At 64.2% G+C, this 19533-nt stretch carries 22 protein-coding genes and 1 tRNA gene; 8 read left to right on the forward strand and 15 right to left on the reverse strand.

The genetic code is table 11. The annotated features are described in order from the left end of the window. Window positions 1-148: 148 nt before the first annotated feature. The 3 genes from QRN51_RS04080 to QRN51_RS04090 all read right to left on the reverse strand — a co-directional run bounded on the left by QRN51_RS04080 (window position 149) and on the right by QRN51_RS04090 (window position 2159). A complete protein-coding gene (locus QRN51_RS04080) occupies window positions 149-1276 on the reverse strand; it encodes an acyltransferase family protein (protein ID WP_284988725.1) in 1128 nt (375 codons plus the stop codon). A 120-nt stretch (window positions 1277-1396) separates the two neighbouring features. Beyond that, window positions 1397-1537, reverse strand: a complete 141-nt coding sequence (locus tag QRN51_RS04085) for a hypothetical protein (RefSeq protein WP_284988726.1) — start codon at window positions 1535-1537, stop codon at window positions 1397-1399. 64 nt (window positions 1538-1601) lie between these two features. Then, complete coding sequence (locus QRN51_RS04090) at window positions 1602-2159, reverse strand: dihydrofolate reductase family protein (RefSeq protein ID WP_284988727.1); 558 nt, start codon at window positions 2157-2159, stop codon at window positions 1602-1604. A 273-nt stretch (window positions 2160-2432) separates the two neighbouring features. On the opposite strand from QRN51_RS04090, the gene QRN51_RS04095 reads away from it, so the two are divergent. Continuing rightward, the gene (locus tag QRN51_RS04095) at window positions 2433-3272 is read left to right on the forward strand and encodes a DUF998 domain-containing protein (protein WP_284988728.1); all 840 of its coding nucleotides are present in this window, start codon (window positions 2433-2435) and stop codon (window positions 3270-3272) included. Between the two features lie 102 nt (window positions 3273-3374). Here QRN51_RS04095 and QRN51_RS04100 read toward each other — a convergent pair. Further along, window positions 3375-3464, reverse strand: a tRNA-Ser gene (locus QRN51_RS04100). A 116-nt stretch (window positions 3465-3580) separates the two neighbouring features. Here QRN51_RS04100 and QRN51_RS04105 point away from each other — a divergent pair. From QRN51_RS04105 to QRN51_RS04115, 3 genes are read left to right on the forward strand one after another with little or no spacing between them, the layout of a single operon-like run. Then, a complete protein-coding gene (locus QRN51_RS04105) occupies window positions 3581-4633 on the forward strand; it encodes a zinc-dependent alcohol dehydrogenase (protein WP_284988729.1) in 1053 nt (350 codons plus the stop codon). 2 nt (window positions 4634-4635) lie between these two features. Further along, window positions 4636-5031 (forward strand): 6-pyruvoyl trahydropterin synthase family protein, encoded by a 396-nt coding sequence (locus QRN51_RS04110; RefSeq protein ID WP_284988730.1) that lies wholly within the window; start codon window positions 4636-4638, stop codon window positions 5029-5031. A gap of 49 nt (window positions 5032-5080) precedes the next feature. Then, window positions 5081-6292: a DNA glycosylase AlkZ-like family protein gene (locus tag QRN51_RS04115; RefSeq protein ID WP_284988731.1), complete on the forward strand. Its 1212-nt coding sequence runs from the start codon at window positions 5081-5083 to the stop codon at window positions 6290-6292. A 29-nt stretch (window positions 6293-6321) separates the two neighbouring features. Here QRN51_RS04115 and QRN51_RS04120 read toward each other — a convergent pair whose 3' ends face one another. The 3 genes from QRN51_RS04120 to tadA form a co-directional block, all read right to left on the reverse strand. After that, window positions 6322-6600, reverse strand: coding sequence for an acylphosphatase (locus tag QRN51_RS04120; protein WP_284988732.1), 279 nt, complete (start codon window positions 6598-6600; stop codon window positions 6322-6324). Beyond that, the gene (locus QRN51_RS04125; protein WP_284988733.1) at window positions 6597-6983 is read right to left on the reverse strand and encodes a VOC family protein; all 387 of its coding nucleotides are present in this window, start codon (window positions 6981-6983) and stop codon (window positions 6597-6599) included. The genes QRN51_RS04120 and QRN51_RS04125 overlap by 4 nt, the downstream gene beginning before the upstream one ends. Window positions 6984-7063: 80 nt before the next feature. Beyond that, the gene (gene tadA / locus QRN51_RS04130; RefSeq protein WP_284988734.1) at window positions 7064-7573 is read right to left on the reverse strand and encodes a tRNA adenosine(34) deaminase TadA; all 510 of its coding nucleotides are present in this window, start codon (window positions 7571-7573) and stop codon (window positions 7064-7066) included. A 23-nt stretch (window positions 7574-7596) separates the two neighbouring features. Here tadA and upp point away from each other — a divergent pair, with 23 nt between their 5' ends. Beyond that, window positions 7597-8232 (forward strand): uracil phosphoribosyltransferase, encoded by a 636-nt coding sequence (upp, locus tag QRN51_RS04135; protein ID WP_059388604.1) that lies wholly within the window; start codon window positions 7597-7599, stop codon window positions 8230-8232. 16 nt (window positions 8233-8248) lie between these two features. On the opposite strand, the gene QRN51_RS04140 is transcribed toward upp, so the two are convergent. Beyond that, window positions 8249-8956, reverse strand: coding sequence for a TetR/AcrR family transcriptional regulator (locus tag QRN51_RS04140; protein ID WP_284988735.1), 708 nt, complete (start codon window positions 8954-8956; stop codon window positions 8249-8251). A gap of 101 nt (window positions 8957-9057) precedes the next feature. On the opposite strand from QRN51_RS04140, the gene QRN51_RS04145 reads away from it, so the two are divergent. From QRN51_RS04145 to QRN51_RS04155, 3 genes are all read left to right on the forward strand, one after another. Then, on the forward strand, window positions 9058-10536 hold the full coding sequence (locus tag QRN51_RS04145; protein WP_284988736.1) for an MFS transporter: 1479 nt from the start codon (window positions 9058-9060) through the stop codon (window positions 10534-10536). Between the two features lie 61 nt (window positions 10537-10597). Then, the gene (locus QRN51_RS04150; RefSeq protein ID WP_059388606.1) at window positions 10598-10975 is read left to right on the forward strand and encodes a VOC family protein; all 378 of its coding nucleotides are present in this window, start codon (window positions 10598-10600) and stop codon (window positions 10973-10975) included. Between the two features lie 54 nt (window positions 10976-11029). Further along, window positions 11030-11707 carry an HAD-IA family hydrolase gene (locus QRN51_RS04155; RefSeq protein ID WP_284988737.1) on the forward strand — a complete coding sequence of 226 codons (678 nt, stop codon included), beginning with the start codon at window positions 11030-11032 and terminating at the stop codon, window positions 11705-11707. On the opposite strand, the gene QRN51_RS04160 is transcribed toward QRN51_RS04155, so the two are convergent. The 7 genes from QRN51_RS04160 to QRN51_RS04190 are packed head-to-tail and all read right to left on the reverse strand — an operon-like array spanning window position 11642 to window position 19441. Then, entirely contained in the window at window positions 11642-12709 is a 1068-nt protein-coding gene (locus QRN51_RS04160; protein WP_284988738.1) for a LacI family DNA-binding transcriptional regulator, read from the reverse strand. The two genes, QRN51_RS04155 and QRN51_RS04160, sit on opposite strands and share 66 nt — an antisense overlap. Next, entirely contained in the window at window positions 12706-13983 is a 1278-nt protein-coding gene (locus QRN51_RS04165) for a neutral/alkaline non-lysosomal ceramidase N-terminal domain-containing protein (protein ID WP_284988739.1), read from the reverse strand. Before QRN51_RS04165 ends, QRN51_RS04160 begins: the two co-directional genes overlap by 4 nt. Beyond that, entirely contained in the window at window positions 13980-15143 is a 1164-nt protein-coding gene (locus QRN51_RS04170; RefSeq protein WP_284988740.1) for an N-acetylglucosamine-6-phosphate deacetylase, read from the reverse strand. Before QRN51_RS04170 ends, QRN51_RS04165 begins: the two co-directional genes overlap by 4 nt. After that, window positions 15140-15904: a sugar isomerase domain-containing protein gene (locus QRN51_RS04175; RefSeq protein ID WP_284988741.1), complete on the reverse strand. Its 765-nt coding sequence runs from the start codon at window positions 15902-15904 to the stop codon at window positions 15140-15142. Before QRN51_RS04175 ends, QRN51_RS04170 begins: the two co-directional genes overlap by 4 nt. Beyond that, entirely contained in the window at window positions 15901-16650 is a 750-nt protein-coding gene (locus QRN51_RS04180; protein WP_284988742.1) for a 6-phosphogluconolactonase, read from the reverse strand. Before QRN51_RS04180 ends, QRN51_RS04175 begins: the two co-directional genes overlap by 4 nt. Next, the gene (locus tag QRN51_RS04185) at window positions 16647-17912 is read right to left on the reverse strand and encodes an AGE family epimerase/isomerase (RefSeq protein WP_284988743.1); all 1266 of its coding nucleotides are present in this window, start codon (window positions 17910-17912) and stop codon (window positions 16647-16649) included. The genes QRN51_RS04180 and QRN51_RS04185 overlap by 4 nt, the downstream gene beginning before the upstream one ends. Next, on the reverse strand, window positions 17909-19441 hold the full coding sequence (locus QRN51_RS04190) for a sodium:solute symporter family protein (protein WP_059388613.1): 1533 nt from the start codon (window positions 19439-19441) through the stop codon (window positions 17909-17911). Before QRN51_RS04190 ends, QRN51_RS04185 begins: the two co-directional genes overlap by 4 nt. Window positions 19442-19533: the final 92 nt, after the last annotated feature.

Here is a 19533-nt window from a genome sequence, read left to right on the forward strand (position 1 = left end):
CCGATAGCTCTGCGTCGAGCCTCTGCACACGGCGTTGTTGAGCAGTCGGGGGGAGCTTGTGGTGGAGCTAAGGATCTTTGATTAAACGCTTAATCAAGGCAACAATAGCTGGCACTTGACTCGTGATCAAGCGTTTAAGCGGATTATTTTAGCTGGCTGCCCGGAGGGCGAGGCGGCGCATGAGGGCGCGCCGGATCCGCTGGGCTGGCTGTTCAATGGCCACGTAGCTCAAGAAACCAAGCGGCCAGACCGCCACGAGAGCGAACGCAGCAAACCCGAGCGCGGGAACGTGGGATGGAATGTGGGCGGCTGCGAGGAGCTGCTGGACGGGCCATCCGTAGATGTAGATCCCGTAGGAGATGTCGTAGCGGGACCCGATGGCGGACGCGCTGACGATTGAACCGATCGACAGGACGAGATAGGCAAACGGTAGCGGGGCGAGGGCTGTGCCGTAGCCCGTGGCGAGGGCGCCCCACACGGCCAGTGCGGCGAGGAGGCTCGGCGCCGCACCGACGCGGACCCTGTGTCTCTGGGTGGCAAGGAGGGATCCCGCCATGAAGACCGCGAGCAGCGGAAGGACGAACTCGGTGCGGTTCGGCCCGAAGCTGCCTGCGAGGAGCTTTCCGAAGACTGCTCCCGTGGATGCGGCAAAAAGCAGGAATATTGCCGTGGCCGTGCCTCGCCTGCTCTCCGGAATCCTACGGAGCAGGAACACGATCGCGGCGATGATGACGTAGCAGAGCCCCTCCCAGGTGAGGGTCCATAGGGGGCCGTTCCAGTCAAAGCGGTCGTTGTTGCCCCAGAGCGACGTCCCGATGGCGGGTGTGTCCATGACGCCGATGCTGAGTGCCAGGGCCGCGCCGAGGAAGGTCAATGCTCCGCGCGGGTCGTAGGTCCCGTGTGTCAGGAGGGCGCCAAGCGGTGCTGCCACGAAGGCAACAGTAAGGGCCGCGACCACGAGGGCAGGATAGATGCGGGCGAGCCGTGCTGCGGCATACTCGAGCACAGTGTCCGAGCGTTCGGCACTGACGGTGATGAGATAGCCGGAGATGGCGAAGAAGCCCATGACGCCAGCGGTCCCAAGCTTGATCCCGTAAAGCGAGGGTTCCGGGCCGTAGCCACCCAGCCACCAGGAATGGGAGACGATCACGGCTGCCGCGAAGACCAAGCGCAGGGCGTTCAGCGAGTTTCGTCCGGAGCCCAGGGCATTACCCAGGGTGCGGGCGCCGAGTATGGCCAGGCCCGGACGGTCCACGGCTGTCGTTGGGGTCTTCATGGGCTGGTCGTTTCTATTTCATGCCCAGGACTGTTCGGGTGATCTTCTTGAGTGGGACCTGGCTAACATTCTTGACTGAATCTACACGAGTAGATCTGAGGAGGGCAAGCGACTTCTTTCTCAACCAACCAGCCGCACCTCGCCTTGGCCGAGCTGACCAGCTGGAAAGAGACGGCCACGGCCGTAGCCGGACACGGCAGCGCCGACCTCGAGCGGCTTGACGATGACGAGACCGTGGAGCGGCCGTAACACCGTACGCATCTGGTTCTACATTAACGAGCGCACGGTCTTTCAGCCGAAGCTCACCGGCGACGGGCAGCCACCCTCAATCAGCCCGTCGATAGTGCAAGGCGACCGCGCCGTTGCTGAGCGGCTCCGCCGAGATCAGGTCGAGGCGTCGCGTGCTAGGCAGTCCGCCCTGGTACAGGGTGGGACCGTGGCCGGCAATCCTGGGATGGACAAGGAACTTGTACTCGTCGATCAGATCCAGTTGGTCCAGCGCTGTTGCAAGTTTGCCGCTGCCGACGAGCACTCCGCCGGGAGTCGCATCCTTGAGATCCTGCACCGCCGTTTGCAGGTCGCCCACGACGTGGTGGCTGTTGTTCCACGGGAAGTCGCTTCGCGTCGACGACACAACGTACTTCGGCTTGGCCTCCAGCTTGAGCGCCCACTCGCGCATCGCAGGCGGCGCGTCCTCCTCGCCGCGGGCGACCGCTGGCCAGTAACTCTCCATCATCTCGTAGGTGGTGCGGCCCCAGAGCATTGCGCCCCCCTCGTCCATCAGGCGGGTGAAGTAGGCGTGTGTCTCGTCGTCGGCGATGCCTTCCTGATGGTCGACGCAACCATCCAGGGTGACGTTGATGCTGAACGTTAGGAGGCCCATACGACGATTCTAGGCCGCCCATTCACCGATGCCTCAACTATCACTGCGTTGCCAGGGAGGCTATTCACTGAACTAGTTAACGGGTAACACAGCGGGCTCTCCTCTACTCAATTCCGTGCAAGGATGCGCAGGTCTTCATTCGAGTAGCGGAACCTCTAGTATTTTGTCCAGTCGAGCGCCTTAATCCTTGCTATGAACAAGGTGAACAGCTGGATCGAGCTACTCGGCGGCTGGTGTTTGGGGCGGCGTCCAAGGACGTCGGATACTCGGCACATGATCGGATCATGGGCCGCAAAAGCGATGCTTAGCTTCATCGTATTTGAGTGGGTCGTTCAGCTTGGGTGGAAAGGCAATGGCACTTACAGCTACGCATCGAACTACGTCAGCGACCTCGGCGCGGTGCACTGCGACAACGTCGGCAACCCTGCCCGCTACGTGTGTTCTCCGTCTTTCGCTGCGATGGATCTGGCTCTTATCTTCATCGGCGTGAACGTCGTGGTAGCGGCCTGTCTCATCACTTCGCCGGTGCTCTGGATTGCAGCACATGCCGGCGACCTTGATGACGCGTACAAGGCGGTACGTCGGGACAAAACTGACGGCAAGATTCGGATGCAGCCCACCGGTTTTGCCAAGGTGACGACAACCATCATTCGTTGGTCGCTCGCCGTTACCGGGCTGGCTATTTTCGCCATCGGCGTCTTCCCCGAAGACTATCCAAATGCAGGCCACACTATTGGCATCCACGACCCCGCCGTCGTCATTCTGTCGTTGGGTATCTTCGTAACGCTCGTCTCGATCGGCGTGCTCTGGTTCAGGCGGACCGACGCAAGCCTTTGGTTTTTCGGACTGGCCATCGTCGCTGGCGTATCGGGATTGTTGATGCTGCTCACCGGCGGTAAAACCGAATTCTCAGGCATTTTTGAGCGTGGCGTCATCTACGCGTTCATTGTTGGCCTGGCCATCCTTGGCTTCATGGTCAGCTCCGCGGCCCATCATGAGCGCGTTGGCCACCTTCAGCCGCGACCAGCCACAAGGCCGCTATGGGGGCCTCGGCAGGCCGGGCGGCTTGTCGCACCGTTCAGGCGGCGTCACGCGACCGTGCTCGAGATTTAGCAGAGGCTACCGCCTCACGCGTAGCCGCCACGTCAACATCCCCGACGCGGGCGCGACCAGTTTCGGAATGCAGAAAACCCCCGGAATTCCGGGGGTTTTCATTGGCGGTGACGGTGGGATTTGAACCCACGTTGGCTTTTACACCAAACAACATTTCGAGTGTTGCACCTTCGGCCGCTCGGACACGTCACCAACTGAAATAGGGTACCGGAGTGGAGGCCCGTTCCCCAAAACGGCCGGGCGACGCCCACTTAGTAAGTAGCCTTCCCTTTCGTAATCGCAGCCGCAGGACTAGATTCGCAAGCACGATGACTCTTCCACGAAACGCACCGCAGAACACGGACACCCAGAACACGCACCCCCAAACGGCCCTGGCCTACTGGACGGTCGGCCCGTGCCAAGGCGAGCTCCGGAGCGAGGACCTTCCGGCGCCGGCGCAGGGCGAGGCTGTGGTCCGTGCTTTGTACTCGGGAATCAGCAGGGGAACGGAGCTCGTGGTCCATGAAGCGCACGTGCCCACACGAACCGCGAAAGCGATGCGGGCCCCCCATCAAACCGGGGACTTTCCCGCGCCGGTCAAGTTCGGTTATCTATCGGTCGGAATAGTTGAACAAGGCCCCGAGGACTGGATCGGCCGGAATGTCTTCTGCCTGCACCCGCACCAAGACCGCTACGTCGTGCCCCTCAGCTCACTCACGCGAATCCCCGACGGCGTGCCGGAACGCCGCGCCGTGCTCACTGGCATCGCCGAAATCGCCCTCAACGCCCTTTGGGAGGCGGGGCCCCGCCTGGGTGACAGGATCGCCGTCGTCGGCGCCGGACTGGTGGGCGGCATGACCGCGGCGCTCCTCCGCGGCTTCCCGCTGGAGCGCTTGCAACTGGTGGAGGTGGACCCGGCGAAGCGCGGGTTCGTGGAATCCCTGGGCGTGGAGTTCGCGCTCCCAGACGACGCGCATCAGGATTGCGACATCGTGTTCCACTGCTCGGCCACGGATGAAGGACTGGCCCGTAGCCTGCAATTAGCCGGGGACGAGGGCGAGATCATTGAGATGTCCTGGTACGGGGACCGGAAGGTCTCCTTGCCGCTGGGGGAGGACTTCCACGCCCGGCGCCTCACCATCCGAGCCAGCCAGGTGGGAGTGGTGGCACGTTCGCGCCGGCATAGCCGTACCTCAAGAGAGCGGCTGGAACTGGCGGTCTCTCTGCTGCGGGACCCCATTTTCGACGCGTTCCTCACGGGGGAGTCGCAATTCGAGGAACTGCCGGAGGTCTTCAATGGCCTGGAAAACGGCGAACTGGACGATCTTTGCCGAGTCATCAACTACCCCGGGACCCCGCAGCGGGAAGGAAACGAGGCATAACGATGTTCAGACTCACCGTCCGCCGGCACTTCATGATCGCCCACAGCCTTCCGCGGGAATCGTTCGGCCCGGCCCAGGGACTCCACGGAGCCACTTTCGTGGCCGAGGTGACGTTCCGCCGGGCGGAGCTGAACAACGACGCGATCGTGCTGGACATCGGCGCCGCTGGAACCATCCTGGACGAGGTGCTGGCCGGCCTCAACTACAAGAACCTCGACGAACACCCGGACTTCGCCGGACAGCTCACGACGACGGAAGTGCTGGCCCGCTTCATCGCTGAGGCGGTTGCAGCGAAAGTCCGCGAGAGCGACGACGGCGGTGCGCTCGCCGGCGTCGACGTCCTCCTCCGGGAACATCCCGACGCCTGGGCAGGCTTCTCGCTGGATTTCGAGTGGTAGCTCGCGCGGGACCGCCCCGGATGGCGGATAAACGGTGCAGAATGGGGCCATGACGTCCGCCGTGCTTTCCACCCAAACGCTCACCCCGGAACTCCTCCGCGCCTGGGCGTGGCACAGACAGGGCCTGGACGGTTCCCTCTCCGGCAAGACGTCCGAGGAAGTCCTGGATCGCGCCGGCTGGGCCCGCTCGGTGGGCGGTGCCAACCCCTACCTGACGCTCTTCGCCCGGGCGGGGATCCGGCGCGAACAGGTCGATCGCGACGTCGCCGAGTTGAGGATCCACGAGCTCCCCACGGCCCGCGGTTGCACCTACGTCCTGGGCCGGAACGACTTCGCGTGGGGCCTCCAAGTCGGCCGGGACGCCGCGGTGGCGCCGTTCAAGGTCCTGGCCCGCCTCGGCGTCGAACGCGGTGAGATCACCCTCCTCGAAGAGCAAGTACTCCACACCCTCCTGGAATCCAGCGACCCCATGGATCCCAAGCAGCTCAGGGACGAGCTCGGCGAATCCGTCCGCAGCCTCGGCGAAGAAGGCAAGAAGAAAGGTGCGTCAACCACCCTGCCCACGGCGCTGGGGCTCCTCCAAGCCGATGGCCGCATCCGTCGCGTCCCCGTCAACGGCCGCCTCGACCAGCAGCGCTACGCCTACACGTCGTGGGTGCTGCCGCCCAGTGGCCTCGACGACGACGCCGCCCGGGCGCTTTTGATCGAACGGTACCTGCGCTGGACTGGCGGAGCGACGTTCAAGCAGAGCCAATGGCTTACGGGCTTCACCGTCGCGCAGAGCAAGGCGGCGCTGGCCGCCGTCGGCGCCGTCGAAGTGACGACGGCGGCAGGCGAGCCGCTCTGGATGCTGCCCGACGACGTCGAGCACCTTTCCGCGTTCACGGCGCCGCAGGAGGAACAGATCCAGCTTCTGGCCGGGACGGATTCTTTGGTACTGCTGCGCAGGAATTCGGCGGACATGCTGGCCGAAGGAGATCGGGGCCGGAAGATCCTGGACACCACGCTGGCACTGCAGGCGGACCTGTCCGACCACCCGATCCTGGACCGGGGACGGATCATCGGGCTGTGGCAATACGATCCGGGCAAGGAACGGATCGCGGCATGGACGTTCGACAAGCCCACTGCGGCCGTCACCCAGCGGATCAATGAGGTGGAGAGCTGGATCCGCGAAGACCTCGGCGATTTCCGCTCGTTCAGCCTGGACTCGCCGGCATCGCGACAAAAACGCATCGACGCCCTGGACAGTGCCAATTCATAAGGCGAACGCTGGTCTCAGGTTGGAGTGCTTCAGTCCACCCAGAATCCGGAGAACTCGCCGGTGGCTTGCGTGAAGGTGGCGTCCACGTGTTTTACGCGGCCGGGGGCGTCCCGGGACTGCAGCCATTCCAGCAGGGAATCGACGGCTTCACGGTCACCCTCTGCGATGACCTGCACTGAGCCGTCCAACTGGTTGGCCGCTTCCCCGGTCAGTCCGAGCGATCGGGCTTGGTGCATTGTGGAGTACCGGAAACCCACGCCCTGGACGCGGCCGGTCACCATCGCCGTGACGCGCACCGGGGAACTCATGCGGCACCCGATCCATACGGCCTCGTGATCGCCTCGAGGAAATGACCGTCCGGATCGGCGAAGTAGACGCCGCGTCCGCCGTCGTTGTGGTTGATCTGCTGGGGGCGTGAGCGTGCAGGATCGGCCCAGTAGGGGATGCCCTCAGCCTGGATCCGGGCGAAGATCCCGTCGAAGTCGTCCTCGCTGACCAGGAAGGCATAGTGCTGGGGAGAGATGGGCCGGTCCGCCGTGGCGAAATCGAGGGCGACTCCATGGTCAAAGGCCACGGTCATGAAGGACCACATGGCTTGCGGCTTCGGAAGCCCAAACACCTTGGCGAGGAACTCCGCGGAACGGCGTTTGTCCGTCGAATAGACGATGGTGTGGTTGAACGAGACGGTCATGAGGTCCTCCTCAGGTGTGCTGCCTGAGACCATCTGACGTCCAACACCTCACAATTTCAAGGGCGATCCGGAGGCAGCTGCTATTTCCGGTGGGCCGCGAAGAAATCGCGCAACAGAGCCGAGCATTCCTCTTCGCGCACGCCTGCGTACACCTCCACCCAGTGGTTGAGCCGGCGTTCCCTCAGGATGTCGAACACCGATCCGGCAGCCCCGGCCTTCTCATCCCAGGCGCCGAAGACCACCCGCGGAATCCGGGCCAGCACAATGGCTCCGGCGCACATCGCGCACGGCTCCAGCGTCACCACAAGGGTGCAGTCCTCGAGGCGCCAGCCGTCTCCGCCTTCGCCGAGCTCAAGGGCGTGGCGTTGCAGGGCTGCGGCCGCCTCGCGGATGGCGACAATCTCGGCGTGCGCCGTCGGGTCGCCGTGCGCTTCCCGTTCGTTCCGCCCGGCACCCAGCACGCCGCCGTCGGGCCCCAGGACGACGGCGCCGATCGGCACATCCTCCGTATGCAGCGCCCGCCGGGCCTCGTCCAGGGCCAGACCCATCCAGGCCGCGTGCTCTGCGTGATAAGGCTCGTTGGTGCTCATGCCTCAATGATAGTTTTGGAGTCATGCGCACACTCGTCGTGGACCACCCGCTGGTCGCTCACAAGCTCACCGTTCTGCGGGATAAGAACACTCCTTCACCGGTCTTCCGGCAACTCACCGAAGAACTCGTCACTTTGCTGGCCTACGAGGCCACCCGCGAAGTCAGGACCGAAGCGGTAGAGATCGAAACCCCCGTCACCAAGGCGATCGGCACTGCCTTCACGAAGCCGACGCCGCTGGTGGTCCCCATCCTGCGCGCAGGCCTCGGCATGCTTGAGGGCATGACCAAGCTGGTTCCCACCGCCGAAGTGGGCTTCCTGGGGATGGCCCGCGACGAAGAGACCCTGGACATCATCACCTACGCCGAGCGCCTCCCCGAGGACCTCACCGGCCGCCAGATCTTCGTCCTGGATCCCATGCTCGCCACCGGCGGCACACTGCGCGAAGCCATCAAGTTCCTCTTCAAGCGTGGCGCTTCGGACGTCACGTGCATCTGCTTGCTCGCAGCCCCGGAGGGCCTGGCAAAGCTGGAAGAAGAGCTTTCCGAAGCCAACGTCAAGATCGTCCTCGCGTCGATCGACGAGAGGCTCAACGAGAAGGCCTACATCGTTCCCGGACTGGGCGACGCCGGCGACCGCCTCTACGGCGTGGCCGGCTAGCGAGCCCGTCTAAGAACTAACCCGCGCGGCGCTGGGCCTTGCTTGCCTTGAGCACCATGGGCAGCTTGGACCGAAGGGTGCACTCAAGCAACTCCTCGGCGGTCTCGTCCTGCTCGTAGACTTCCGGCAGGCGGATGCCGATCAGGGTGTTCATGAGCATGCCCTGCGCAAGGAAGTCGCGGGAGGTTTCGGGGGACAGGCCGGCTTCGTCCCGCACCAGGCGGTAAGTATCCAGGAATCCTTCCCTGGCGCGTGCCCCGATGGCGGGTTCATGGCCGGCGACGAAGGCCTGCATCAGCATCATGAGAATGCCGCGATCCTCGATCAGGTCGGCGTAGGCGATGGCCATGAGCTGCTTGAGCTGTTCCGGGCGGCCGCTCCCGGCGGCAGGATCGAGGTGCCGCAATTCTCCGGCGAGTTCTCCGGCGTCGTACGCTGCGATGACGTCGCGGAACGCGCGCAGCAGCTTGCCTTGGGCGCGATCCAAGGCCTCCAGGAACAGTGTCTCCTTGGTGCCGAACATCCGCACGACATACGGCTGGCTGATGCCCGCAGCCTTTGCCACTTGGTCCGTGGTGGAACCAGCGTAGCCACGCTCGGCGAACACGCCGGTGGCAGCTTCCAGGATCAGTTCGCGCCGCTGCGCCGCAGGTATGCGTTCGGCAGTTGCCTTGCTGCTTGAGCCCGATTCCGGGGCGCCTGTGTCCCCTGTTTTCTTCGCCACACTTGACATGTTATCAGTCGATAACTAACTTTGGGCCTTAAGTAATCATTCGATTACAACAACCCGATTTGGCGGCACCTCAGAGACCCCGTGGAGTCATCATGAAACGCACCATTCCCGTTTGGCTGGCCATTGTGGCGGCCTCTCTCCCCGTCTTCATGGCCACACTGGACAACCTCGTGGTCACCAACGCACTGCCCGTCATGCACAAGGCCCTCGGTGCGAGCGTCGAGGAACTGCAGTGGATCGTTAATGCCTACTCCCTGAGCTTCGCGGCGTTCATGTTGCTGGCCGTCGGCATGGGGGACCGCTTCGGCCGCCGTCACGTGTTCATCGCGGGCCTTGCCATCTTCACCCTCGCGTCCGCAGCGGCAGCCGTCAGCACGGATCCGTTGCAGCTCATCGCCGCCCGCGCGGTCCAGGGCGTTGGCTCCGCAGCGCTCATGCCGCTATCGCTCACCCTGCTGGTGGGCTCGGTCAGCGACAAGCTGCGCCCGCTCGCCATCGGCATCTGGGGCGGAGTCTCCGGCCTGGGTGTCGCACTGGGGCCGCTGATCGGCGGCGCAGTCGTGGAAGGCTGGAGCTGGGAAGCGATCTTCTGGCTCAACGTGCCCATCGGCATCCTGTCGATTCCTCTGGCGCTCTTCGCGCTGCCGAACAGCTTCGGCGCCCGCGTCCGCGCCGACGTCGTAGGCCTTCTTCTTTCCGGACTTGGCCTCCTGGGGCTCGTCTTCGGCATTGTCCGGGGGAACGACGCCGGCTGGTCCAGTGCCGAAGTCCTCGTAGGCTTGATCGGTGGCGGCGTCCTGCTGCTTGCCTTCGTTCTGTGGGAATCCCGGGTCGCTGCGCCACTGCTTCCGCTCCGGCTGTTCCGCGACCGCAGCTTCACCGTGGCAAACCTGATCGGCTTGACCTTCAGCTTCGGGATCTTCGGGTCTGTCTTCATCCTCATCCAGTTCCTGCAGGTAGTACAGGGCCACGGACCCCTCGCAGCAGGCGTCATGACGATGCCCTGGACCTTGGCGCCCATGTTCGTGGCACCGCTTGCCGGCCTGTTGGCCCCGCGGCTTGGCACCAGGACCCTGATGATTGCGGGCCTCGTGCTGCTGACAGCGGGCATGTTCTGGCTGGCCGGAGTCCTTTCCGCGACCGTCCCTTATGAAACCCTGGTGCCGGGCTTTGTTGCGGCCGGAATCGGCATGGGCCTGGTTTTCGCCCCGATGTCGACGGCGGTGCTCGCCAACATGCGCGCCGAGGACCACGCGAAGGCGAGTGGGACCAACTCCACTCTCCGGGAGATCGGTGTAGCACTGGGCGTGGCCGTCCTGACGGCAGTCTTCACGGGAGCCGGCGGCAAACTCACTCCCACGGGCTATGTGGACGCAGCCATTCCCGCCGTCTATGTTGGTGCGGCTGTGCTGGTCCTTGCCACGCTGGCGGCGTGGCTCCTTCCGTCCCGAGCCCGAGCCCGCGCGCAAGCTGAAACAGAAGTCGGCGTGGGCACCTGGGGAGGCACCGCCGTCGAACTCGTCAACGCGGGGTCACTTACGGCCCAATTCGAGCAGCAACATGGGCCGTAAGTGACCCCGCGTTGTGCTCCGCCCCTACCGGTTTTCGGGCTCCGCCGATAGCCTTTGGCGCATGGACTGGAAACTTGAACTTGTGTTTGTCCCCGTGTCCGATGTGGACCGCGCCAAGGATTTCTACGTCAACAAAGTGGGCTTCAACGCCGACTACGACGAGCGCCCCATGGACGGTATCCGCTTCGTCCAACTGACTCCGCCCGGCTCGGCCTGCTCCATCTGCATCGGCGAGGGCCTCAACGACGCCCCTCCAGGCACCGCTCCCAGCCTGCAAATGGTGGTGGGGGATATCCAGGAGGCCCACAGCCAGCTCAAGGCCAACGGCGTGGAAGTCAGCGACATCGACATCCAGGATTGGGGCCACTTTGTGTACTTCGCCGATCCGGACGGCAACAAATGGGCCGTTCAGTACATCCCCCACCGGCCCAACGGCTAGGACTCACACCGTAAGAGTTGGGCCGCAGACCGGCTTCAGCGGCAGGATGGATGCATGAACCTGCCTGCTGAAGCCGTGAAAACCCTGACCGTCCGGGCTGTCCTCTTCGATATGGACGGAACCTTGGTGGACTCCACCGCGATCGTGGAGCAAGTGTGGAGCGAATTCGCGGGCCGGTATGGACTGGACATCGAGGAGATCCTGCGGACTTCACACGGGGTCCAAGCCAAGGACACGGTGCGCCGTTTCGCTCCCGCCGGAGCTGACATCGACGCGCTCGCGGAGGAACTCGGCGAGATGGAACGGACCCGGACGGACGGGATCGTTGCGTTGCCCGGAGCCGCGGAACTGTTGCGGTCCTTGCCTGCCGACGCCGTCGCCATGGTCACCTCGGCCGATCGGATCCTTGCCGGGGTGCGCATGCAGGCAGCCGGACTCGAGATGCCCGCGACCACTGTTACCTCCGAAGCGGTGACCCGTGGCAAACCGCACCCGGAAGGCTACCTCAGGGCCGCAGCGCTGCTGGGTGCCGAGCCGGCCGACGTCGTCGTCTTCGAAGATGCCCCCGCGGGCATCGCTTCCGCCCGTGCGGCCGGAATGCGGACCGTGGTGGTGGGCGACGCCGGCGGCGAGGCGGCGGATGGGCTGTGGCAGATCGCGGACTATTCAGCTGTCACTGCCACGGCGAGCCTGGACGCTTCCGGTCGATGGGTGATCGAGCTCCGGTTCTAGCGTCAGCGGGCTGGATGCGGGACGGACCGGTCCTGTTGTTCCCCTGAGGACGAGGGTTCCCTCGAAGATGATCCTTGCGCCCGTCAGGCTGGTTGAGCCTGGGTTCTCGGAGAGGGCGGCGACGGCGCGCCGGGCTGCAGCACCGACATTGACCGCGATCGTCGAAAGGGCAGGAAACGTTTCGGTCGCGAGGGTGTCGTCGCATCCGATGACGCTCAAGTCCTTCGGGACGTCAACGCCCGCGGCAGCGAACCCGCCCATCAAGCCGTGCGCGATCACGTCGTCGAAAGCGATGACTGCGGTGACTCCGGACGCTGCCACCGAATCGCTCAGAGCCTTCGCGGCGTCATAGGTGCCCGGGTCCGCACTGAAGTGCATGACCTCGAGGGCGTGGGCCTTCGAGAAGTTGTCCACGGCCGAGCGGCGCTGCTTGTTTGCCCATGATTGTGGTGGCCCGCCGACGTAGGCGATGCGGCGGTGGCCGAGCCCGGACAGGTGCGTCAGACCGGAGCGGATGGCGGCCGCGGTGTCCAGGAGGATCCGGTACGTCTCCGGAACATCGCGGTTGATGAAGGCTACCCGCTGGGAATCGGCGATTTGCCGGATGCGGGACGAAGCGAGCCGGGAGGATACGACGATCAACCCTTCGACCTGGGGCGCCATCCGTGAGATGAGGCGGTCTTCCCGGGTGGGGTCTTCATCCGTGTCCGCCAAGAAGACGGACAGTCCGAGGTCGCTCGCGTAGTTTTGGGCCGCGCGGACCAGTGGAGGGAAGAACGGGTTGGCGATGTCCGGCACGATGAGTCCGATCGCGCCGGCGCGTCCTGTCGAGAGGGCGCGAGCGTGATGGTTCGGTACGTAGCCGGCGGCTTCGGCAGCCTTTTGAACCATTGCCACCGTCTCGGGCTTGAGCAGGTTTGGCCGGGTAAAGGCCCTGGACACGGTTGAGGGGGCTATGCCGAGTTCGGCCGCCAATTGCGTGATGGTTGGACGGCCCGTCACTGGGGCTCACCCGCGAGCTCCAATGCGGCACGGACCAGGGCTTCCGCGCTGCCAGGCGCGAAGGGGGCAGGCATACCGTAATAGCGGTGCGCGTCCTCCACTTCGTATCCTCCGAAGTCATATTCGTCCGCGCTCGGGAAGTATCCGGGGCACCCGTTGGTGTAGCCCGTGACGAATACGGGCCCTTCGAGCTCGGAGGCGATGGCTTCCGTTGCGGCCAAGAATGGTTCTCCGGGTAGTCCTACGAGGGTCAGGCCCTGCCAGTTGAAGACGCTCACTGGCGCGCGCCAGGACATTTTGTCGTCGGGACTGCGGTCCATCGCCCACTGCTTCCACGTGTTGAGAAGGGATCGCCGGCCCGGTTCGGCAGAAACCGCTTCGGCCTCCCACTGCCAGCCCAACGCCGAGGGGGAAACCGCGTCGCGCGCATTCATTGCGACGCCGACGGTCCTCCGGGCCGCCGAGGTCTCCCGGGAACCGAAGACCGGCAATAGCGGGGTCCCCAACGCGGATGCCGCCACATGTTCTCCGATCTTTCGCGCCTGCTCCATCGTCCTGCCCGTTGAGCCGGAAAGCGAGTACGACGCGTCGGCACGATGGCCCGAGTTGATGTCACCGGCGGTCCCGGGCAGGAAAAGGGCCACTGAGCCTGGGGAACGTTCCTCCAGGACGCTCCTGGTGAACGCCGGATAGTCGCCGCTGATGAGCCGGTTTTCCGGACCCAGGACCACGGGGTGGCACGGATAGAGCAGGATCCAGGCAAGCACTTGTCCGGCTTCGTCGCTGAATGTGGCGACTTGGACGGGCGGGTCCACGGCACGTTCGGGATGGCGTCGGTTCCTGGCAATGTCCACTCCGCGCGATTCGCCGTAGTGCAAGGTGGCAGGCTGTTGGGAGGCCAACGCGGTCTCGGCGGCCTCGTGGCAAGCCACGACTATCTCCTCCAGGAGACCCGGGTCATGGCCTCCGAGTCGGCCCGGCATAACGCACGGACCTGCGTGGGTATGCGTCGCGGTGATCGCGACACGTTCCGGCATGAAGGGCAGGCCGCGTGCGATGCTGGTGCATGTGTCTTCGTGCAGGCCGCACACATCCACGGTGATCCAGCACGTGTCATCGACAGCCAACGCCCGGACGGTCAGGGGATCGTGGACACCGGTGCTCGGTTCAGTCCTCGCCGCGAATCCGGCCATTGGGGTACCTGCGGGCGGCGAGATCCCGACGACGGCGGCGCCCACCCTCAGGACGCCCTGCTCGGCTTGGGGGGTGCTCATTCCGGTCCGCCGGATACTTTCCGGCCGGACTGGATGACCTCGGTAATGGTCCCGGCTCCGGGTCCCTCCCCGGTGATCAGGACGAAATCTGCCGGGGAACCGACTCGAAGGTGGCCGAGCCCCGGCCGGGTGCCCGGAATCACCCGGGCGGGAGTGGACGTCACCATTTTGAGGGCTTCCGGTAGCTCCAGGCCGACGTTGCGGATCACGTTGCGGAATCCGTCCGGGAGGGTAGCGGCGGCCCCTGCGAGCAGGTCCGTACCCACGTGGGAGAGCCTCCCGCCAGGAGCGAGATCCACGAGGCCGCCCACGGAAGTGCGGTGGCGGCCAGGCGCGCTACCGGCCAGTGCGGTGCTGTCAGACACCAGATAAGCGCGGTCGGGGGTCTTTGCCCTGATCATGACTTTGAGCGTATCGCTGGGCAAGTGGTGGCCGTCCGCTATGAGTCCCGCCGTGAGCCGGTCGTCAGCGAGTTGAGTCCACAGGGCATTCGGATGCCTTGGCAGGGTGGTGGCGATGCCGTTGCCCAGATGGGTGGCCAGACGGGCTCCCGCGGTGATGGCAGCCGTGATTTGTTCAGGACTCGCGTGCGTATGTCCAATGGCCACTTCGACGCCGAGTTCGCGGATCCGGGCGATCTGGGCCGGCGCATCGGGCGTATGTGGGGAGACGGTGACGATGCCGACCATTCCGCTTGCGCGAAGCCAGCGCCGAATCTCATCTGCGTCCAAGGGACGGACGAAGGCCACGTCGTGGACGCCGCGGGGACCGTCCTGGTCCGAGATGAAAGGACCCTCGATGTGCACGCAGGGGATGGCTGCCCTGGTGGTCGGATCAATGTCGCAGGCACGCTTGATCTGTTCGAGCGCGCCGGTGATTGCCTCCTCCGACGCTGTCACAATGGTCGGGACCCACGTGGTGACGCCCAGTTTCGCAAGCTCCGCGCTCAGGTTGATGATGGTTTGCGGCGAGACGTCGGCGGAGTTGACGTCCAGGCCGCCGTAACCGTTGACCTGGCCGTCGATAAATCCCGGCGCGATCACGGGCACCCCTTGGTCAGGGCCGATCTCCCGCTCCGACAGGATGGTCGTGTCGTAGGCGATTTCTATGTTGATCCCCCGGTGGGGGTCTTTGCCCACGATCGTTTTGGGGTGTGTCACAGCTTGTGTACCCGTCCTTTGAAACGTGAAATGAACTGCTGGTTGGCTTCGTCCCCGCCTGGAGCATTTCCCGATCGCCACAATGGCGGCTCAATGCCGATTTCGTTCAGCTTGCCGATGGTGGACATCATGAGCCAGTTGAGGGTGAAGGCGTTGGCGAAGGTGGACACTGCGGCCGTTTTTTCCTTTGCCCCGGGGACCTCCATGACGGCGTCTCCGACCGGAACCTTCGTGTCGATGTGGTGGTCGACGACGTCGTGCAGGTTCAGTTTTTGCGGATGCCGTGCGGGGTGGTCACCGGCTGTTTCCTCCGCGTGCTCGCGCGAGGAAACGCCGATGGTCGTGACCGATAGTTCGCATGCCGTCAGCGCCGCGTCAATGAGCGCGCTATTGATGCCGTAGGCGTTGACCAGGATGAGGACATCCCCGGGTCCGAGGCCCGCGTCTTCGATGACGATCCGGCCGTAACCCGGAGTCCGTTCCATGGCCATAGAGCGGAGGGCGCCGCCGGAGAGCAAGGTGCCTTCGTCCAAAATGGCCGAGACGTGCATCAACCCGCCTGCCCGGAAGAACACTTCCTGGCTTGCCAGGTTCGAATGACCGCCCGGGCCGTAGATGTGTACCAGTTCGTCCTTGGCTACCTGGGCCGCAAGGATGTCCGCGGCGACTCTGATGTTTTCGGCTTCTTCCAGGCGGATCCGCCCGAGGAGCTCGGTGATTCTTCCGAGGTAGTCGCCCGAGAGCTGCTCACGTGAGTTCATCGCGGATCGGATTCGGCGTCGAGGTAGATGGTGACGTTGGGGTGCGTGCGCAGCGCAGTACCCGGATGGTCTCCGCTGATCGGCTGGTTCAGGGTGTTGTGGACGGCAGTCCTTTTGGCACGGCCTGGCACGGAGGCGATGATTTCGGAGGCATGCAGCAAACGCGGGATGGAGACGGTGATGGCGCGCTGCGGAACGTCGTCGAAACCGGCGAAATGCCCTTCGTCCACCTGTTGCTGGCGGCTTACTTGGTCCAGGTTGATGACGCGGGCGGGCAGCGGGTCGGCGAGGTCGGCCGGGGGATCGTTGAAGGCAAGATGGCCGTTGACCCCCAATCCGAGCAAGACGAGGTCAAAGGGATCTTGGCCCATCAACGTGCCATAGCGCTCCGCTTCGTCTTGGGCAAGGTTCCCCGGGTTGATGCGGTGAAAGGTGGTGGGCGGAAGGAAGCTGAAGAACGTACGTTGCAGCCAGTTTCCGAATCCTTGGGGTGCGTCCGGCTCGAGCGCGAGGTAGTCGTCCATGTGGAAACACGTTATGCGGCTCCAATCGATGCCGGGCTCCTGGACGAGCGCCTGAAGCGTTGCCTCCTGGCTGGGAGCTGCTGCGAGCATCAGCCGGACCTCCCGCTGGTTCCGGAGCGCCTTGCGCAGCGTTTCCGCTGCATGCGCGCCGGCGTGTTCCCCCAGTGCGGCCCGGTCCGGGTGTGTGGAAACGGCAGGGCTGTAAGTGGTCAGTGCTGTCACGTGTGTGTCCTTCGGGTTTCTAGTTCAGTAGTCAGGAGGAGGGATCGGGCTATATGGAAGGGGTCCTTGACGGGCAGCGCCACCACCTTGTCGAGGGGCTTCCCCTCGCGGTCGCGGATTTGCAGCCACTCCTGGCCGGAGGGATCCGGAAAGGTGCCGAGGGTGTAGGACCAGATCCGCTCATGCCAATCCAGGAGGTCGGGCCGCCCGAAACGCTCGGCGAGCAGCCTGGTTGCGTAGAGGGCCTCAACCTGGACCCACCACAGCTTGGTGTCCCACGTTTGGGTCACCAACGTTTCGTAGGGGTCGTTGCCGAAAAGCCTGCCCCGCGGTTCATCCCCGGTGCTGTCGACGTATCGGAAGATGCCGCCATGCTGGTCATCCCAACCCGCTTCCAGGGCACGGATGGCAAGGTCCGGTAGCCAATCCGGAATACGTGGTGCAAGTCCGGGCACTATTTCGGCGGCTTCCATGACCATCCAGAGCATCTCCAACAAGTGGCCGGGGGTGCGGTGGCGGGCCAGGAGCGTGTCCAGGTCATCGCTACTGTCAGGCCGGTATTCCCACCAGGTGTCGGCCTTCCACATGCCTTCGGCGGATCCGTCGCCGAGCAGCTGGGAAAGCGCGGCACCGGCTGTTTCGGCGCTTTCAACAGAGCCGCAGGCCAAATGGAGTTGGGCGCCCACATTCAGAAGCAGCATCAGCCCGGCCGCGTCCTTGAATCCGGCGCGGACGGGGTAGGGCTCGGACGGAGCCTTCCGGGCCTCGATTCTTTCTTCGGCGTGGGCGAGAAGCGCATGGGCTGATTGGAGCCACTCGCCACGTTCGCGGCCAGCCGCTTCGGGAAGCCGGGCTGCACCCGCCAGGCCCAAGGCCGCAAAGAGGTCGGCCAGTACGCTGACGGCGATCTCGCCTTGCGGCCCGGACGGTAGCGCCTGTCCCTCAGCCGATGTGCGGTATGCCGTCACGCTGCCGTCCAAGATGGCGTGTTCTTGGATGAACCTGGCCGTTTCAATCGACAAGGCAGCCCACAACTGGGGATTTTCCGCGATGATCCCGTCCGCGCTGTCAAGCGCAATCCTTGAACAGAGCCAAGCCCAGCGGCCTTGGGACCACGTATATTTCTCGTTCGAAAGCAACCGCCCTGCGTTGGAAAAGCAGGTGAAAACCCCTCCGTTTTCCCTGTCCACCCCGTTCTCGAGCCACCAGGGGAGGACTCCCTTGAGCAGCTGATCCCGTATTTCGGATGCAGTTGCGCTCATGCCACGGTGCTTTCGACTGGAATCGATGTGGCCGGCTCAAGGTCCCGGTCAAGGGACTCGACAAGGGCGTCGGATGCTTCGTTGTGCCACGGGCGCAGCCAGCCGAAGACGCAATAGACGATCGCCGAGGCAAGCACCGGAGCGGCCACGTTGATTGTCTGCGCACTGGCCGTGCCCAGGCTCGCGATGGGAGCGGCCAGAGCGTACTTTGCGAGTGCGAAAACGAGCAAACCGGTGGCCCAGGAGAACAGGGCTGCCGATGGGCCGCAGCGCCGGAACGGGCGCAACATCCCCAACAGCATGGGAACGGCGATCGGCCCCACCAAGGCACCGAACCAGAGGATGATCAGGCCCAGGACCCCGCCGAATGAATCCGCGCTCAGGGCAATGACCATCGACAATCCGATGAACAGGAACGTGGAAATCCGGCCACCCAGTAGTTCCGCCCGCGACGTCAGGGGCTGCCGGGAACCGCGCAACGCAGGGATGATGTCCCGGATGACGACGGCGGAAATCGCGTTGGCGTCCGAAGACGTCATGGCCATGGTGTGTGAGAACATTCCGGCGACGACCAACCCCACAAGGCCGGCCGGCAGCAGTTGCTGGGTCAGGAGCGCATAAGCCTGATCCGGGTGCGTCAGATTGGGCAGGATCAGCGGCGCGGCCCACATCGGGAAGAAAAGCACCAGAGGCCACACGAGATACAGTGCGCCCGAAAGCAGGACTGATTTGCGGGCCGCTGAGCCGGACGGAGCGGCGATGAAGCGTTGAGCCAGGTTCCAGGTTCCGCCGTTGTAGGAAATAGTGCTGATCAGGCAATAGGCGAGGAAGAATCCGATGGTGTAGTCCCCCGCGAATGGCTGTGAGTGCGAGGCCGGCAGACGGGACCAGATTCCCGCGATCGAGGAAACGCCCCCGAGCTTGGCCACGGCGAAGATAAGCATCGCAATGCCCGCTACGGACTGGATGATGAACTGGCCCATATCCGTCAATGCGTCCGCCCACAAACCGCCAATGGTCGAATAGATGAGCGTGACCCCGCCAACGATCAGGATGCCAACGGCGATCGGAACCCCGGCGAACACGTTCAGCAGGATCGCGCTGGCCGCCCATTTGGCCGCAACATCGAAGACTTTCAATGCGGCACCGGACCAAGCCAGTACTTGCTGCGCGGGCAGGTTGTAGCGCGTAGCCAGGTATTCGAGCGGGGAGATGATTCCCAAACGCTGCCTCAGGCGCGGCCAGCGCGGGGCGAAGAAGACAGCGCCAACAAGGCAGGCGATGGTGATGGTGAGCGCCCACCAGACATACAGTGCGAATCCGGTGGTGTAGGCGATGGCGGCGTAGGCCACGAAGACAGCTGCCGAATAGCCGGACATGTGGTGGGAGATTCCCGCCAGCCACCACGGCATCTTCCCGCCGGCTGTGAAGAAGTCCGCGGCGTTTTTCACTCGGCTCTTGGCCCACCAGCCGATCCCTATCATGACGACGAAGTAGGCCCCTAAAACGAGCCAGTCGGCGAAATACATACATCCTCCTTGATGCAACGAAAGCTTGGAAATGGGATCTGCAGTGGCGTCCACTTTTCTCTGCAAACGTTTGCAAAACAAGGGTCTTTTTG

Origin of the sequence: Arthrobacter sp. efr-133-TYG-120, from assembly GCF_030209785.1 — a bacterium.
Lineage (GTDB): Bacteria > Actinomycetota > Actinomycetes > Actinomycetales > Micrococcaceae > Arthrobacter.